Source organism: Prosthecomicrobium sp. N25 (assembly GCF_037203705.1).
GTDB lineage: Bacteria > Pseudomonadota > Alphaproteobacteria > Rhizobiales > Ancalomicrobiaceae > Prosthecodimorpha.
Genome location: NZ_JBBCAT010000001.1, coordinates 2633435 through 2649331, shown reverse-complemented (window position 1 = coordinate 2649331; position 15897 = coordinate 2633435). Strand labels below are relative to the sequence as shown.

Genomic DNA, 15897 nt, shown 5'->3' with positions numbered 1-15897 from the left:
GAGGCCGCGGCCCTGGACGTGGACGGGCCGGTGCTGGAGGTCTCCGGCCTGGCGATCCGGCTCGCCGGCATGAGCCGGGGCATGAACCTGATCGAGGACGTCTCCTTCTCGGTCGCGCCGGGGCGGACGCTGTGCCTCGTCGGCGAATCCGGCTGCGGCAAGTCCCTGACCGCGCTGTCGCTGCTCGGGCTCCTGCCGCCGGCGGCGGAGGTCACGGGCGGGACGATCCGCTTCGCCGGGCAGGACGTGCTGGCGCTCTCCGAGCGGGAGCGGGCGGACCTGCGCGGCGACCGGGTGGCGATGATCTTTCAGGAGCCGATGACCTCGCTGAACCCGGCCTTCACGATCGGCGACCAGATCGGCGAGGGCGTGCTGCGGCACCGCGGCGGGACCCGCGAGGCGGCTCGGGCGCGGGCGCTTGAGCTCCTGCGCCGGGTGCGCATCCCCGCCCCCGAGAAGCGCCTCGACGCCTACCCGCACCAGCTCTCCGGCGGCATGCGGCAGCGCGTGATGATCGCGATGGCGCTCGCGAACGATCCGAAGCTCCTCGTCGCCGACGAGCCCACGACCGCGCTCGACGTGACCATCCAGGCGCAGATCCTCGCCCTCATCAAGCGGCTGCAGGAGGAGAGCGGCACGGCGCTCGTGCTCATCACCCACGATCTCGGGGTCGTGGCGGAGGTCGCCGACGAGGTCGCGGTGATGTATGGCGGGCTGATCGTGGAGCGCGGGCCGGTCACGGCCGTGTTCGACGATCCGCAGCATCCCTACACGATCGGCCTGATGGGGTCGGTGCCGTCGCTCGGCCGCCGCACCGCCAAGCTGGCGACCATTCCGGGCACGGTGCCGCCGCCGGCCCTGCTGCCGGCGGGCTGCCGCTTCGCTGGCCGCTGCCCCTTTGCGGACGCGCGTTGCGCCGCCGAGCCGCCCCCGGTCGTCCGCTTCGGCGCGGGCCACGAGGCGCGCTGCTGGTTCGCACCGCTCGAAACGACCCTCGGAGAGGCCGCATGACGACGCCTGGCGCGCCGCTGCTCGAGACCCGGGGGCTCCGCAAGCATTTCGGCGGGGGACGGACGTTCCTGGCCCGCTCGCCCCTGATCCGCGCGGTCGATGGGGTCGACCTGGCGATCCGGGAGGGCGAGACCTTCGCGATCGTGGGCGAATCCGGCTGCGGCAAGTCGACCCTCGGGCGCCTGCTCGTCCGGCTGCTCGACCCGACCGAGGGGGCGGTGATCTATCGGGGCCGCGATCTCGCCGCCGTGCCCAGCGAAGAGATGCGGCGCCTCCGGCGCGAGTTGCAGTTCGTCTTCCAGGACCCTTACGCGGCGCTGAACCCGCGCATGACGGTCGGCGGGATCGTCGGCGAGCCGCTCTGGCTCGACGGCGTGCCGGCCCGGGAGCGGGAGGCGCGGGTGGCGGAGCTCCTGAGGACCGTGGGCCTCCTGCCCGGCCACGCGGACCGCTACCCGCACGAGTTCTCCGGCGGGCAGCGGCAGCGGATCGGCATCGCCCGCGCGCTCGCCGGCACGCCGAAGCTCGTCATCGGCGACGAGCCGGTCTCCGCGCTCGACGTGTCGATCCAGGCGCAGATCATCAACCTGCTGGAGGAGCTGAAGGAGAGCTTCGGCCTCACCCTGGTGGTGGTCGCCCACGACCTCGCCGTCATCCGGCACATGTCGGACCGGGTCGCGGTCATGTATCTCGGCGAGATCGTCGAGTGCGCGGCGACCGACGACCTCTTCGACGCGCCGCGGCACCCCTACACGCAGGCCCTGATGGCCGCGATCCCGGTGCCGAGGCCCGGCGCGCGGGGGCCGCGCGAGCTTCTCCAGGGGGACGTCCCGAGCCCGGCCGCGCCGCCGCCCGGCTGCCGCTTCCACACGCGCTGCCCGCATGCCCGCGACCTCTGCCGGACCGACCGGCCCACGCTGGAGACGACCGAGGGCGGGCGGCAGGTGGCCTGCCATTTCTGGCGCGAGATCGCCGGGGCCGGGGCGAGCCCGCTGGTCGCGCCCACCCCGAGCCCCGCCTTCGCCCGTCGCCTCGCCCTCTACCGCCGCGGCCGTGCCGCCGCGCCCGTCCGCAATCCCTCGTGACGTCATGACCCGAAACAAGAGGAGAAGACGCCCATGAAGACCCTTCTCGGCATCACCGCCCTGTCGCTGACGCTCCTGGCGTCGCCGGCCCTGGCTCAGAACCTCCGCATCGGCCTGCAGGAGGACCCGGACGTGCTCGACCCGCACCGGGCGCGCACCTTCGTGGGCCGCATCGTCTTCACCTCCCTCTGCGACAAGCTCGTCGACATCAACGAAAAGCTGGAGTTCGTGCCGCAGCTGGCGGAGAGCTGGTCGTGGAACGCGGACAACACCGTGCTGACCTTCAAGCTCAGGGCCGGGGTCAAATTCCACGACGGCGAGCCTATGAACGCGGCGGCCGTGAAGGCCTCGCTCGACCGGGCCCGGACCCTGCCGGACAGCCTGAGGAAGAGCGAGCTCGCCTCGGTCACCTCGGTCGACGTGGTCGACGACCTCACCGTGGCGGTGAAGGTCGGCAAGCCGGATGCGACGCTCCTGGCGCAGCTCTCGGACCGGGCCGGCATGGTGCTGTCGCCCAAGGCGATGGCCGGTGAATTCGGGCAGAAGCCCGTCTGCGCCGGGCCCTATCGCTTCGTCGAACGCGTGCAGAACGACCGGATCGTGCTGGAGAAGTTCGCGGACTACTGGAACGCCGGCGCCTATGCGTTTCAGCGCGTGACGTTCCTGCCGATTCCCGACACCACCGTCCGCCTCGCCAACCTGCGGGCCGGCGATCTCGACATCCTGGAGCGGCTGGCGCCCTCGGACGTGAAGTCGGTCAAGGCCGACGGCAAGCTCACCTTCGCGCCGGTCAGCGGCCTCGGCTACCAGGGCATCACGCTCAACGTGGCGAACAGCCCGCGCGGGCAGAACGGGCCGCTCAAGGACAAGCGGGTGCGGCAGGCGCTGCAATACGCGATCGAGCGCGACGTCATCAACGATGTGGTCGGCGAGGGAATCTTCCCGCCGGCGCAGCAACCCTTCCCGGAGGCGAGCCCGTTCCGGTCGCCGGCCTTCCCGCCGACCAAGCGCGATCCGGCGAAGGCCCTGGCGCTGCTCAAGGAGGCCGGCCTGAAGCCGCCGGTGAAGCTCGAGCTGATGTTCGGCAACACCACCACGACCCAGCAGATCGCCGAGCTGATCCAGGCGATGGCGCCGGAGGCCGGCTTCGAGATCTCGCTCAGGCCGACCGAATTCGCCGCCTCGCAGAAGGAGGCGCAGGTCGGCAACTTCGACGCCAACCTGATCGGCTGGTCCGGCCGCGTCGACCCGGACGGCAACATCCACCAGTTCGTCACCTGCAAGGGCGGGCTGAACGATCCGAAATACTGCAACGAGGAGGTCGACCGGCTCCTCAACGAGGCGCGGACGACGACCGACCTCGCCAAGCGCAAGGGCCTCTACGAGGCGGCGCAGAAGATCCTGCAGGACGAGCTGCCGATCATCTACGTCTACTACCAGCCCTGGCCCTTCGTGACCGCCAAGAAGGTGACCGGATTCAAGCCGTCGGCGGACGGGATGATCCGGCTCGCCGGGGTGAAGTTCGCCAACTGATCCCGCCCGCGCTCCCGCCGGCCCCCGCGGCCGGCGGGGGCGGCCCGCACGCCAGAGGACGAGGAGGCCCCCATGCTCGCCATCATCGGACGACGGCTCCTCGTCGCGCTGCCGACGATCGTGCTGGTGTCGATCCTCGCCTTCACGCTCCAGAAGCTCCTGCCCGGGGACCCGATCCTGACCATCGCCGGGGAGGAGCGCGACCCGCAGGTGATCGCGTTCCTGCGGGAGAAGTACCGGCTCGACGATCCCCTGGTCTTCCAGTACTTCGCCTGGATCGCCCAGGTGGTACGCGGCGATTTCGGCATCTCGCTCCGGACCGACCTGCCGGTCCTGACCCTCATCCTGCAGAAGCTGCCGGTGACCATCGAGCTCGCCGTCTTCGCGATGGTCTTCGCGCTCGTCATCGGCATCCCGATGGGGATCCTGTCGGCGGTCAAGAAGGGCTCGATCTTCGACTACGTGGCCAACATGGTGGCGCTCTCGGGCCTGTCGATCCCCAACTTCTGGCTCGGCATCCTCCTGATCCTGCTCGTCTCGGTCCATTGGGGCCTGCTGCCCGCCTCCGGCTACGTGCCGCCGTCCGAGGATCTCTGGCTCAACGTCAAGACGCTCCTGATGCCCGCCTTCGTGCTCGGCAACAGCCTGGCGGCCTCGGTGATGCGCCACACGCGCTCGGCCATGCTCGGGGTCCTGCAGTCGGACTACATCCGCACGGCGCGCGCCAAAGGCCTGCTGCCGGCGGCGGTGATCCTGAAGCACGCGCTGCGCAATGCGCTCATTCCGATCGTGACGGTCACCACCCTGCTGTTCGGCGAGCTGCTGGCCGGGGCGGTGCTGACCGAGCAGATCTTCACGATCCCGGGCTTCGGCAAGCTGATCGTCGACGCCGTCTTCAACCGCGACTATGCCGTCGTGCAAGGGGTGGTGCTCTGCACGGCGGTCGGCTTCATCGCCATGAACCTGCTCGCCGACGTGCTCTACATCCTGGTCAACCCGCGCCTGAGGGTGAACTGATGAGCGCCCCGGCCGCCCCGCTCGCCGTCCTCGACCTGCCGAAGCGGCGCAACCGCGCGCTCTCCAAGTTCGTGAAGAGCGGGCCCGCGCTGATCGGCGGGGCGCTCGTGCTCTTCTTCGTGGTGGTCGCGATCCTGGCGCCGATCATCGCCACGCACGACCCCCTGAAGACGAGCTTCATGGCAGTCCGCAAGGCGCCGTCCGTCCTCAACTGGCTCGGCACGGACGAACTCGGGCGGGACATCTTCTCCCGCGTCGTCTACGGCGCCCGCACCTCTCTGATGGCCGGCGTCGTGTCGGTGTCGATCGCGGTGGTGCTCGGGGTGCCGTTCGGGCTCGTCGCGGGCTATTACGGCGGACTGGTGGACGGGGCCATCTCGCGGGTCACCGAGGCCCTGCTGTCGATCCCGTTCCTGATCCTCGCCATCGCGCTCGCCGCCTTCCTGGGGCCGAGCCTCACCAACGCCATGCTGGCGATCGGGCTCTCGGCCATGCCGATCTTCGCCCGACTGACGCGTGGCCAGGTTCTGACCGTGAAGGCCGAGGACTATGTCGAGGGGGCGCGCGCCATCGGGCTTCCCGACCGCTGGATCCTCGCCCGCTACATCCTGCCGAACGTGCTGCCGCAGGTGCTCGTGCAGGCGACCCTGACCATCGCGGCGGCGATCATCGCGGAGGCGAGCCTCTCGTTCCTGGGCCTCGGCCAGCAGCCGCCGAACCCCTCCTGGGGCTCCATGCTCAACACGGCCAAGAACTTCGTCAGCCAAGCCCCGTGGATGTCGATCACGCCCGGCGTGGCGATCTTCCTCGCCGTCCTCGGCTTCAATCTCCTCGGCGACGGCCTGCGCGACGCGCTCGACCCTCGCGACCTCTGAAGGATGCCTACGATGTTCACCACCCGTCCCGAGATCCAAGGCACCTTCGGGGTCGTCGCGACCACCCACTGGCTGGGATCGCAGTCCGGCATGGCGATGCTGGAGAAGGGGGGCAACGCCTTCGACGCCTGCGTGGCGGCCGCCTTCGTGCTGCAGGTGGTCGAGCCGCATCTGGTCGGGCCGGCGGGCGACGTGCCGGTGATCTTTCACTCGGCGAAGACCGGCCGCACGGAGGTGCTCTGCGGGCAGGCGCCCGCCCCCGCCGGGGCCACCATCGAGCACTACCGGTCCGAGGGGCTGACGGTGATCCCCGGCAACGGGCTCCTCGCCACGGTCATCCCGGGGTCGTTCGATGCCTGGATGGTGCTCCTGCGCGACCACGGCCGCCTGCGCCTGCGCGACGTGCTCGAACCCGCCATCCACTATGCCGGCAAGGGACACCCGATCCTGGGCCGCGTGGCGACCGCCATCGAGGGGGTGGCGGACCTCTTCACGACGGAATGGACCACTTCGGCCGAAATCTACCTGCCCGGCGGGCGCGCGCCCGAGGCCGGCAGCCTGTTCCGCAACGAGAAGCTCGCGGCGACGTGGGAGCGGATCCTCAAGGAGGCCGAGGCGCCCGGGCGCTCGCGGGAGGCGGAGATCGAGGCGGCGCGCGCGGCCTTCTACAAGGGTTTCGTGGCCGAGGCGATCGAGCGCTTCGCCACCGGCTTCGAGGCCATGGACCAGTCCGGGCAACGCCACCGGGGCGTCATCACGGCGGCCGACATGGCGGGCTGGGAGGCCCGATACGAGGCGTCGCTGACCCGCGACTACGGCCGCTACACGGTCAACAAGATCGGGCCCTGGGGGCAGGGTCCGGTGTTCCTGCAGACTCTGGCGCTCCTCGAAGGTTTCGACCTCGCCGCCATGGACCCGCGCGGGGCGGAGTTCATCCACACGGTCACGGAGGCCATGAAGCTCGCCTTCGCGGACCGCGAGGCCTACTACGGCGACCCGGACTTCGTCACCGTGCCGGTCGAGCAGCTCCTGTCGAAGGCCTATGCGGACGAACGGCGGCGGCTGATGGGCCGGGAGGCGTCGCGCGAGCTCCGGCCCGGACGCCTGCCCGGCTACGAGCTGCAGGTCGAGCGGGCGCTGAAGAACCTGCGCGAGATCTCCTCGGCCGACCGGTCGGTGCAGAACTACGAGCCGACGGCGGCGGAGATGCGCCAGGCGAACCAGGCGTCGGCCCGGCGCGGCGACACGGTGCACATCGACGTCATGGACGCGGAGGGCAACGTGGTCGCCGCCATGCCGTCGGGCGGCTGGCTGCAGTCCTCGCCGGCCATTCCGGACCTCGGCTTCATGCTCAATTCGCGGGCCCAGATGTTCTGGCTGGAGCCGGGCCTGCCGGCTTCGCTGGCCCCCGGCAAGCGGCCGCGGACGACCCTCACGCCCACGCTCGCCCACAAGGACGGCAAGCCCTACATGGCCTTCGGCTCGCCCGGCGGCGACCAGCAGGAGCAGTGGCAGCTCCTCCTGTTCCTTCGCCACGTCCACCACGGGCTCAACCTGCAGGAGGCGATCGACCTGCCGATGAGCCACACCGCCCACTTCCCCTCGAGCTTCTACCCGCGCGAGCAGAAGCCCGGGCACCTGATGGCCGAGGAGAGCTTCGGGCCGGCGGTGCTGGACGACCTCAGGGCGCGCGGCCACGACGTGGAGGTCGCCCCGGAGTGGACGGTCGGGCGCCTCGTCGCCACGCGCCGGCGCGACGACGGGGTCCTGTGCGCCGCCGCCACGCCGCGCCTCATGCAGGCCTACGCGGTCGGCCGCTGAGGGGGAAATCGGTTCATGACCTGGTCCATCATCGCCCGCGACCCCGCCACCGGGGATCTGGGCCTCGCGGTCACCACCAAGTTCTTCGCGGTCGGTGCGCTGTGCGCCTTCGGGGCCGGCCGTGTCGGGGTGGTGGCCACGCAGGCCTTCGTCAACCCGCTCTTCGGCATCGACGGACTGAGGCTTCTCGGCGAGGGTCGGCCGCCGGCCGAAGTGCTGGCCATCCTGCTTCGCGACGACCCGAACGCCGCCTCCCGGCAGGTGCACGTCCTGTCGCCGGACGGGGCCACCATCCGGTACACGGGGGAGGCCTGCGTCGACTGGTGCGGGCACGTGGCGGGCGAGCACGTGTCGGTCGCCGGCAACATGCTGGCTGGGCCGCGGGTCGTCGAGGCGACGCTCGAGACCTACCTCGCCCGCATGGACCTGCCCTTCGCCGACCGGCTCCTGGCCGCGCTCGACGCGGGCCAGGCGGAGGGCGGCGACAAGCGCGGGAGGCAGTCGGCGGCCCTGAAGATCTGGCGTGCCGAGCCCTACCCGGCGCTCGACATCCGGGTCGACGACCACCCCGAGCCGCTGGTCGAACTGCGCCGTCTGCACGAGGTGGCGTACGAGCGCTTCGCCGCCTTCATGGAGGCGCTGCCGAGCCGCACCACGCCGGGCGGCAACCCGGACCGGAGCTGGGTCGACCGCCGGGCCGCGGAGATGCAGGCGGAACGGCGGGCGCTCGCCGGCCGTTGAGGGGCTTTAAGGGCAGCCCGCCATGACACTCGACGACTTCCGCGCCAGCCTCGCCGACGCCGCCCCGCCCGCCCTTGCCGCGCCGGTCGAGGCCCTGTGGTGGACAGCCAAAGGGGACTGGGACCGGGCCCACCGCATCGTCCAGGACGCAGACGGCCCGGACGCGGCCTGGGTGCACGCCCATCTCCACCGCATGGAGGGCGACCTCGGCAACGCCGCCTACTGGTACCGACTCGCGGGTCGCCCGGTCGCACGCGGCGGGCTGGAGGAGGAGCGAGACGCCATCGCGGCCGCCCTGCTCGGAGACCCCGTGGCGCGCTCCGCTCGCTAGGGGACAATCCGCGGGCGGCCGGGGCAGGCCGTTCCACCGCGCGGCCGCCAGCCGCAACGCCGTTCCAACAATCACGCCCCCGCGACCGCCCAATTCCACGCAGCGTTCAACGCGCGCAACCACGGCCCTCGGTTTTCCTGCTCTGACAGACCCAGCGCCGCCAGAGGGCGGCAGGAGCAGATCCGATGTCCATTCCTTCCGCCTTCCCCGCCCACGCGGTGCAGCAGGCCGGTGCCGATCCGGCCTCCAGCCGGCGTGCCGTCCTGGCGCTCTCCACCTTCGGCATGGCCGCCGCCTTCGGTGGCCTCGGCACGGTCGGCGTTCTGATCCAGCCCTTCCAGGCGGAACTCGGCTGGCCGCGGGCGGAGACCTCCTTCGCGTATCTCGCCATGACCATGGGGGCGGCGGCCGGGGGGCTCATCGCCGGACGGCTGACCGACCGGCTCGCCACCGGGCCGATCGCCGCGGTTGGGATCGTGATCATGGGTCTCGGGCTGATGATCCTGCAGTTGCAGCCGACCGTCGAGCGGATGCAGCTCGTCTATTTCGGCATGGGGCTCCTCGGCTTCTCGTGCCTCTACGCGCCGCTGCTGACGACCGTCTCGCTCTGGCACCGGCGCAGCGGCGGCGGGCTCGCGCTCGGCATCCTGACGGCCGGCGGGGCCGCCGGCCAGGCGATCGTGCCGGCGGTCTTCCAGATGCTGGTCGTCTGGGCCGGCTGGCGCGAGGCGACCTTGATCCTCGGGCTCGGCTACGTGGCGGTGGTGTCGCCCGTCATGCTGGGCATCCGCAAGCCGGAGCCGGGCGAGGCGGAGCCGGCGGCGGGCGCCGCCGCGGCCGGGGCCTGGCCGGTCTCGCCGGTGCTCGCGACGGGGCTGGTGGCGGTGGCGGGGCTCTTCTGCTGCGGCCTGATGGGCGTGCCGACCGTGCACCTGCTGCCGCTCGGCGAGGCGCGCGGGCTCGGTACCGCGGCGGCCACGCTGGTGGTGACGCTGACGATGGTGTCGGCCTGCGCCGGGCGGATCACGGCGGGCCTGATCATCGACCGGCTCGGATCGCTGGCGAGCTACATGGTCGTGTCGGCAATGCAGACCACCGCCGTGCTCGGCCTCGCGATGGCGCAGGGCTTCGCGCCCGTCGCGGCCTTCGGGATCCTCTACGGCTTCGGCTTCGGCGGCGCCATGACGGCCCTCGTCTGCTGCACCCGCGACGCGGTGCCGGCGCGGCGGCTCGGCACGGCGATGTCGGTCGTGGGCCTGCTGGCCTGGGGCGGGATGGGTGCGGGCGGGTACCAGGGCGGGCTCTGCTTCGACCTGACCGGCGGCTACGCGCTCTCCTACGGTCTGGCGGCCGCCTCCGGGCTCGTCAACCTCGGCGCGCTGGCGCTCCTGGCGGGGCTGATCCGCCGGGGCCGGGCCCGCGCGGCCTGACAAGGCCTCAGAGCGAGGCCAGCGCCGCCCGGATGCGAGCGGCGAAGGGCTTGTAGCCGGAGATCTCCGCGCTCGCCAGCGCCTCGCCGAGCCAGGTCCTGGCAGCCTCCCCGCCGTCCAGACGGGCGAGGGCCTCCAGGACCTCGATCTCGATCCAGCTGTCCAGGCTCAGGCGGGCGCTGCGCAGGGCGTCGAGCAGGTCCTCGCGGCTGCCCGGGTCGTCCGGGCGGGCGTTGGCGATGGCCAGCAGGGCCGCCACGTAGGTGAGGAAATGCGGCATGTTGGCCCGCTCGGCGGCCTCGAATGCCGCTTCCAGGGTCGCGACCGCGCTGGGCCGGCCGGCCGCCAGCTCAGCATGGCCGAGCGTCGCCAGGAGCCACGGGTGGAAGGGGAACGGCGCGCGCTCGCGGCACTCCGCCGGAAGCGCGGCGAGACGATCCAGGAAGTCCGGGCCGGGACCCTCCACGATGCGGACCAGGCTTTCGAAATAGGCCGCCGCGTAGCGGTCGATGGGCCGCCGGCCGGCCTCCGCGAGCCGGCTCGCGAGCGCCATCTCGGCGAGCGCCGCGTCCCTATCGCCGAGGAGCGCCCGGGTCGAGGCGAGCGAGCCGAGATACCAGACCGAGCGCGTCACGAGAAAGCCGAGCCGGTCGTCGGCCCAGCGGGTCTGGAAGCCTTCGGCGTGCGGCAGGAGGCGGCGCAGGGAGGGCACGGCCTCGCCGCGGATCATGTGCGCCTGCGCGGCCGCGAGGTCGGCCTCGGCGGCCAGACGCTCGTCGGCGAGCGCGAGGCCGATGCCGCGGGCGTCCTCGGCGGCGTCGAGGGCGAGTTCGACGCGCCCGTAGGTCGAGTAGACGTAGCTCGTGTGCAGCAGCGTGTAGGCGAGCCGACCGGGATCGCCGGCGTCGCGGGCGAGGTCCTGCGCCTCCTTCAGGCGCTCGATGGCGCGGTCGAAGTCGCCGGTCACCATGTAGGCAATGCGCATGCGCATGCGGATGTCGACGCCGAGCGTCCAGGTCTCCCGGTCGGCCGGGCGATGTTCGAGCGCGCGCACCGCCTCCTCCAGGAAGCGCGCCGCGGCGGGATAGGCGGACCGATCGATCGCCCGGTCGGCGGCGGCCACGAGGTAGCGGACCGCCCTGCCCCAGGCTTCGGCGCGCAGGGCATGGAAGGCCATGCGCTCGACGTCCTCCTCGGCCCGGCCGGGGTAGAGCCGCTCGACCGCGTCCAGGATGGCGCCGTGCAGCGCCTTGCGCCGGGCGGCCGGGAGGGAGCCGTACGTGGCGTCCTGGATGAGGGCGTGCCGGAAGGCCGAGCCGGGCTCGCCCCCCGCCGTGCCGTCGCGCAGGAGGTCGGCCGCGCGCAGCCGGGCGAGGGCGCCGTCGAAGGCGGGGCCGAGGCCGGAGAGGTCGCGCAGGAGCGGGTCGGGGGCGGAGGGGCCGATCGCCGAGGCGATGTCGATGAGGCTGCGGGCCGCTTCGTCGAGGCTGTCGAGACGGGCCGCGATGACCGACTGGACGCTCGCCGGGATATCGAGGGTGCGGATCGGCTCGCGGATCGCCAGGGCGCCCGGACGGCCGACGAGACGCCGGCTCTGCACGAGGCTGTTGACCGTCTCCTCCATGAAGAGCGGGACGCCCTCGGTGCGCGCGCCGATCATCTCGACGAGCCCGTCCAGGCTCTCGTCCGGGCCGAGAAGGCCGCGCAGGAAGGCGCGGCTCTCGGCGGGCGGCAGGGGGCCGAGCGGGAGCGGCTCGTAGCCGGCGGCGTCGGACCAGGAGGGGCGGAACTCGGGCCGGCTCGTGGTCACGACCAGGACGCGCCGGTCGGCGACCGCGCGGACCAGCCGGTCGATGGCGCGGCGGCTCTCGGGATCGGCCCAGTGCAGGTCCTCGACCAGGAGCGCGACCGGGCGCTCGGCCGCGACGAGGAGCACGAGGCGAACCACCGCGTCGCGGATGCGGCGGGCCCGGTCGGTTCCGGAGGCGGCCTGCCAATCCGGGTCGTCCAGGGTGGCGCCGATCACCCAGGCCAGGGGCGTCGCGAGGTCCGCGCCGGCGTCGGCGATCCGCTCCTCGATCGCGGCCCGGGCCAGGTCGGGGGCCTCGCTGCCGTCGAGGCCGAGGAAGGCGAGGAGCACGCGCTTCAGCAGGCTGTGGCTGGCGTTCTCGTCCAGTTCCTGCGCGCCGGCCTCGGCCACGGTCCAGCCCGCGGCGGGCAGGCCGGCGAAGAATTCCTCGGCGAGGCGGGATTTGCCCAGTCCCGGCCCGGCGACGAGGCCGACCGCCCGGCCGCGGCCCGCCGCGGCCTCCGCGCCGGCGCGGGCGAGACGGTCGAACTCGGCGCGCCGCCCGACGAGCGGGGTCAGCCCGTGCCGGGCCCGCCGGCGCCAGCGCGAGAGGACGCGCCGCTCCGCCGCGAAGGCGTGGACGATCTCGTCGGCGCCGAGGCCCGGGCAGTCGCGCGGGTCGATGGGCCTCACCTCCACGGCACCGCCGGCCGCGGCGGCGGCGCGGGCCGTCAGGGCGATGGCGTCGCGGGCGAGCAGGGCGCAGAGGCGGGTGGCGGCCTTGACCACGGGCCCGCTCGCCTCCCGCCGGCCGGAGCCGTCCGAGGCCGTTCGGATGACCGCCTCGCCCGAGTCGATCGCGATCTTGGCGGTCGCGCCCGGGGCGGCCCGGGCGACCGCATGCCTCAGATCGTCGGCGGCACGGCAGGCCTGGAGGGCATGGTCCTCGATGGCCCGCTCCGCCCCGAAGGCGGCGGTCAGCACCCCCTCGCGGCTATCCAGGACCACGGCGCCGTGACGATGCAGCGCCTGGCGCCCGGCCTCGACGATCGGCTCGAGGGCGAGGTCGGCCGCTTCCGGATCGGCGAACTCGTCGAGGTCGCGGGCGACGGGGGCGAGATCGGCGACGAGGATGCTGACCGGCCGCTTGGCGGGCGCGGCCTGCCGCACTGCGGATGCCCGCGCCGGCGGCGGCAGGGCGGCGACGAAGGCCCGGATCTCGGCGATGAAGCGGTCGAATGCCGGCTCGTGCTCGAGCAGGATGTGGTTGTCGCTCTCCAGGAGCACGAATCGCGCCCCGGGAATCCCGGTCGCGAAGGCCCGGCCGGACTCGAGCGGCGCCACCCGGTCGCCACGGGCGTGGATCACCAGGGTCGGGCAGCGCACCTCCGGCAGCAGGGCCGAGACGTCGATCCGCGAGAAGCTTTCCGACAACCGGAAGGCGTTTTCGGGCGTGACCGACCGGCGCTGCAGGTCGTTGAACCAGTCCATCTGCTCGCGCGAGCCGCCGGGCACGAAGATCGAGGTGAAGAGCTGGCGGAAGACCGGGTCGTCGCGGCCCCAGCCCTCGCGCATGAGCGTGCCCATGGCCTCGCGCACGGCGATCTCGCCCGGCTCGCCGCGCGCGCGCCAGCCCTTGACGTAGCCGCCGTAGAGCACGAGGCCGCGGACCCGCTCGGGATGGCGCGCCGCGTAGGCGGCCGAGATGGCGCAGCCCTGGGACACGCCGAGCAGCACCGCCTCGCCGAGGCCGGCGGCATCCATGACGGTCTCGAGGTCCGTCACCATGGCCTCGAAGTCGATGTCGCCGACGTCCCACTCGGACATGCCGTTGCCGCGCTCGTCGTAGCGGACCAGCATCGTCTCTTCGGACAGCGCCTGGATCCAGTGGCGCCAGACGGGGCTCTCCAGGTCGAACTCGAGATGCGACAGCCAGTGCGCGGCGCGCACGATCGGCGGACCGGAGCCGGTCACCGCGTAGGCGAGCCGGGTGCCGTCGGGGGCGGCGCAGGAGCGGATGTCCTGGGCAACCGGAGCCTCGGGAGGCGGGGCGGACGGGGTCGGCGTCGCGGCCTCCAGCGTCGGTTCGGCGGACGGGGGCGCGGGGGCCGGGTCGCGCGCCCCCGGGCGCGAGGGCGGCGGGGCCGCCATCGAGCGGCGCCGGGCGGCCTCGAGCAGTGAGGCGATGCGGGCGGGAACGCCGCGGTCCTCGGGGGCGAGCCGCTGGAGCTGGTGGGCGTAGGGCAGCGCGGCGTCCGGGTCGTCCTCCAGCCGGTCCAGGAGACGGCGCAGCACGCCGAGCCGGAGGAGCTCCATGTCGTTGACGTGGGCGACGCGCCAGGCCTCGAAGTCCGGGCAGCGCGGCAGGGACAGGTCGTCGAGGAAGAGGCCGCGGAAGTTGTCCGCCACCGCCCTCAGCTCGTCGGTGCCGAGGCCGTCCGCCGAGCGGCCGGCGAGCGCCCGCACCCGGGCGAGGTCGGTCGCCAGGGCGGCGTGGTCGAAGGCGACGGTGTTGCGGTCGGCGCGGAGTACCTCGGCGCCCTCGCGGTTCACGATGCCGCGAATCTTGGAAAGGCTCCAGCGCAGCGCCCCGCGCGGGTCGTCGGGCACGTCCCAGAACATCTCGCAGAGTCGCTCCCGGCGCTCCGGGCGGCCGGTCACGGCAAGGTAGGCGAGGAGCGCGCGGGTCTTCCTGGATGGCGGCAGTTCCTGGACCTCTCCCCCGCGGAGAACCAGCAGATCGCCCAGCATGCGGATCTCGAGCAAGGCCTCGTCGTCCCGTCTTCCGCACATCCCCGAGTGGAATCGTAGCACGCCCCGGCCGGCGTCGAAATCCGCCGCGGGCCGACGGGATGTAAATTCAACGGTCGTTCAAACCCTCGATGCCATGGGGACGCCCCAGCCTCCGCGGCGATCGGCGCCATGCCGTAAACCCGCAAGACGGAGACACCCGATGCATCGTTCCTTTGGCTTCGAAGGCACCACGAAATCCACCGACTGGCAGCAGATCCGGCGCGGCCCCAGCCTCGCCGCCGTCCGCGCTCATGTGGCGAAGCTCGCCGGATACGGCCCCGCGCGCGGCCGCTGAAGACACGGCCCCGGCCCACCGCCGGGGCCGTTCTCGTTCAGGGGACGGATCCTCGGAACGGCGAATTCCACGCCCGGACCCGCGTTTCCACCCCCACTCCCACTGCCGCTCAAACGCGACCGGCCGAGGCTCTGGGAAACGGCGGCGATGCGATCGCCCCGGACCTCACCTGGAGAGACGATCATGCCCGCTTCCCTCACAGCCCCGCCGACCAACTGCTTCAGGTCGCCCCCCGCCACCCCGGCCCGCTCGCTGGCCGCCCGCCTCCTCGACCGGCTGCGCGCCTGGGCGGAGCACCGGGAGGCCCGGCGGGCCGCCGCCGACCTCGGGGCTCTCAGCGACCGCGCCCTGAAGGACATCGGCATCGACCGCAGCGAGATCGGCTCGGTCACCCGGCCGGCCCCCGACGACACCCGCCGGATCGCGCGCGGCGCGCTCTGACGGCCCCCCTTCCCGTTCCGCCGCCGGCCCCGGGCAGCCAGCCCTGCGCCGGCCGGACCCGGCCGTCCGCAGACGACGGCCCCCGCAAACCGCCCGAGAGGACAGAACCGCCATGACCATGCATCCGACCGAGAGCCGTCCCGCCCGCATGCCGATGAACGGCGTCGACACGCCGACCCTCATCGCCACCATCAATGCCGTCGGGGCCAACCCGCCGCTCGCCCGTTTCACCTTCCGGGCCGCCAACCGCTGGATCCACGGCACGCACAGCCGCTCCGCCATGAACGGCTTCTACGGCGCCGGGGCCGAGCACCAGCGCGAGCGCAGCACCTTCGCGGACGGCGACCATCCGGCCGTGCTCTGCGGCAAGGACCAGGCGCCGACGCCGGTCGAGTGGGTCCTGCACGCGCTCGCCGCCTGCCTGACCGCGGGCATCGGCAACATCTCGGCGGTCCGTGGCGTGAAGCTGTCGCGCGTCGAGTCCGAGGTCGAGGGCGACATCGACCTGCGGGGCATCCTGGGCCTCTCCAACGAAGTGCGGAACGGTTTCACCGCCATCCGCGTGCGCTTCATGGTCGAGGGCGACGCCCCGCGCGAGAAGCTCGCCGAGATCGTCCGCCAGTCCGTCGCGCGCTCCGCCGTCTACGACATCGTCACGCGCGGCCTCCCCGTCACGGTCGACGTCGACGCCGAGCCGTCCGCCTGAATGCCGGCCGCCGGATGCGGTCCGGCGGC

At 72.8% G+C, this 15897-nt stretch carries 13 protein-coding genes; 12 read left to right on the top strand and 1 reads right to left on the bottom strand.

Annotation, left to right across the window (positions count from 1 at the left end):
• Positions 1–69: 69 nt before the first annotated feature.
• From WBG79_RS12080 to WBG79_RS12040, 9 genes are all read left to right on the top strand, one after another.
• Complete coding sequence (locus WBG79_RS12080; RefSeq protein ID WP_337357934.1) at positions 70–1011, top strand: ABC transporter ATP-binding protein; 942 nt, start codon at positions 70–72, stop codon at positions 1009–1011.
• Positions 1008–2096, top strand: a complete 1089-nt coding sequence (locus WBG79_RS12075; protein ID WP_337357351.1) for an ABC transporter ATP-binding protein — start codon at positions 1008–1010, stop codon at positions 2094–2096. Before WBG79_RS12080 ends, WBG79_RS12075 begins: the two co-directional genes overlap by 4 nt.
• Before the next feature lie 33 nt (positions 2097–2129).
• Positions 2130–3629, top strand: coding sequence for an ABC transporter substrate-binding protein (locus WBG79_RS12070; RefSeq protein ID WP_337357350.1), 1500 nt, complete (start codon positions 2130–2132; stop codon positions 3627–3629).
• Positions 3630–3701: 72 nt separating this feature from the next.
• Complete coding sequence (locus WBG79_RS12065) at positions 3702–4646, top strand: ABC transporter permease (protein WP_337357349.1); 945 nt, start codon at positions 3702–3704, stop codon at positions 4644–4646.
• Positions 4646–5521: an ABC transporter permease gene (locus WBG79_RS12060; protein WP_337357348.1), complete on the top strand. Its 876-nt coding sequence runs from the start codon at positions 4646–4648 to the stop codon at positions 5519–5521. The genes WBG79_RS12065 and WBG79_RS12060 overlap by 1 nt, the downstream gene beginning before the upstream one ends.
• A gap of 3 nt (positions 5522–5524) precedes the next feature.
• Positions 5525–7342, top strand: coding sequence for a gamma-glutamyltransferase family protein (locus WBG79_RS12055; RefSeq protein ID WP_337357347.1), 1818 nt, complete (start codon positions 5525–5527; stop codon positions 7340–7342).
• 15 nt (positions 7343–7357) lie between these two features.
• Positions 7358–8083, top strand: coding sequence for a DUF1028 domain-containing protein (locus WBG79_RS12050; protein ID WP_337357346.1), 726 nt, complete (start codon positions 7358–7360; stop codon positions 8081–8083).
• A 22-nt stretch (positions 8084–8105) separates the two neighbouring features.
• Positions 8106–8414 (top strand): hypothetical protein, encoded by a 309-nt coding sequence (locus tag WBG79_RS12045; RefSeq protein ID WP_337357345.1) that lies wholly within the window; start codon positions 8106–8108, stop codon positions 8412–8414.
• Between the two features lie 185 nt (positions 8415–8599).
• Complete coding sequence (locus WBG79_RS12040) at positions 8600–9844, top strand: MFS transporter (RefSeq protein ID WP_337357344.1); 1245 nt, start codon at positions 8600–8602, stop codon at positions 9842–9844.
• A gap of 7 nt (positions 9845–9851) precedes the next feature.
• Here the strand turns inward: WBG79_RS12040 and WBG79_RS12035 are convergent, their stop codons facing one another.
• On the bottom strand, positions 9852–14384 hold the full coding sequence (locus WBG79_RS12035; protein ID WP_337357343.1) for an alpha/beta fold hydrolase: 4533 nt from the start codon (positions 14382–14384) through the stop codon (positions 9852–9854).
• Positions 14385–14586: 202 nt separating this feature from the next.
• Between WBG79_RS12035 and WBG79_RS12030 the strand changes: the two genes are divergently transcribed.
• The 3 genes from WBG79_RS12030 to WBG79_RS12020 all read left to right on the top strand — a co-directional run bounded on the left by WBG79_RS12030 (position 14587) and on the right by WBG79_RS12020 (position 15868).
• The gene (locus tag WBG79_RS12030) at positions 14587–14721 is read left to right on the top strand and encodes a hypothetical protein (protein WP_337357342.1); all 135 of its coding nucleotides are present in this window, start codon (positions 14587–14589) and stop codon (positions 14719–14721) included.
• Between the two features lie 183 nt (positions 14722–14904).
• The gene (locus tag WBG79_RS12025) at positions 14905–15162 is read left to right on the top strand and encodes a DUF1127 domain-containing protein (protein WP_337357341.1); all 258 of its coding nucleotides are present in this window, start codon (positions 14905–14907) and stop codon (positions 15160–15162) included.
• A gap of 112 nt (positions 15163–15274) precedes the next feature.
• Positions 15275–15868 (top strand): OsmC family protein, encoded by a 594-nt coding sequence (locus tag WBG79_RS12020; protein WP_337357340.1) that lies wholly within the window; start codon positions 15275–15277, stop codon positions 15866–15868.
• Positions 15869–15897 lie beyond the last annotated feature (29 nt).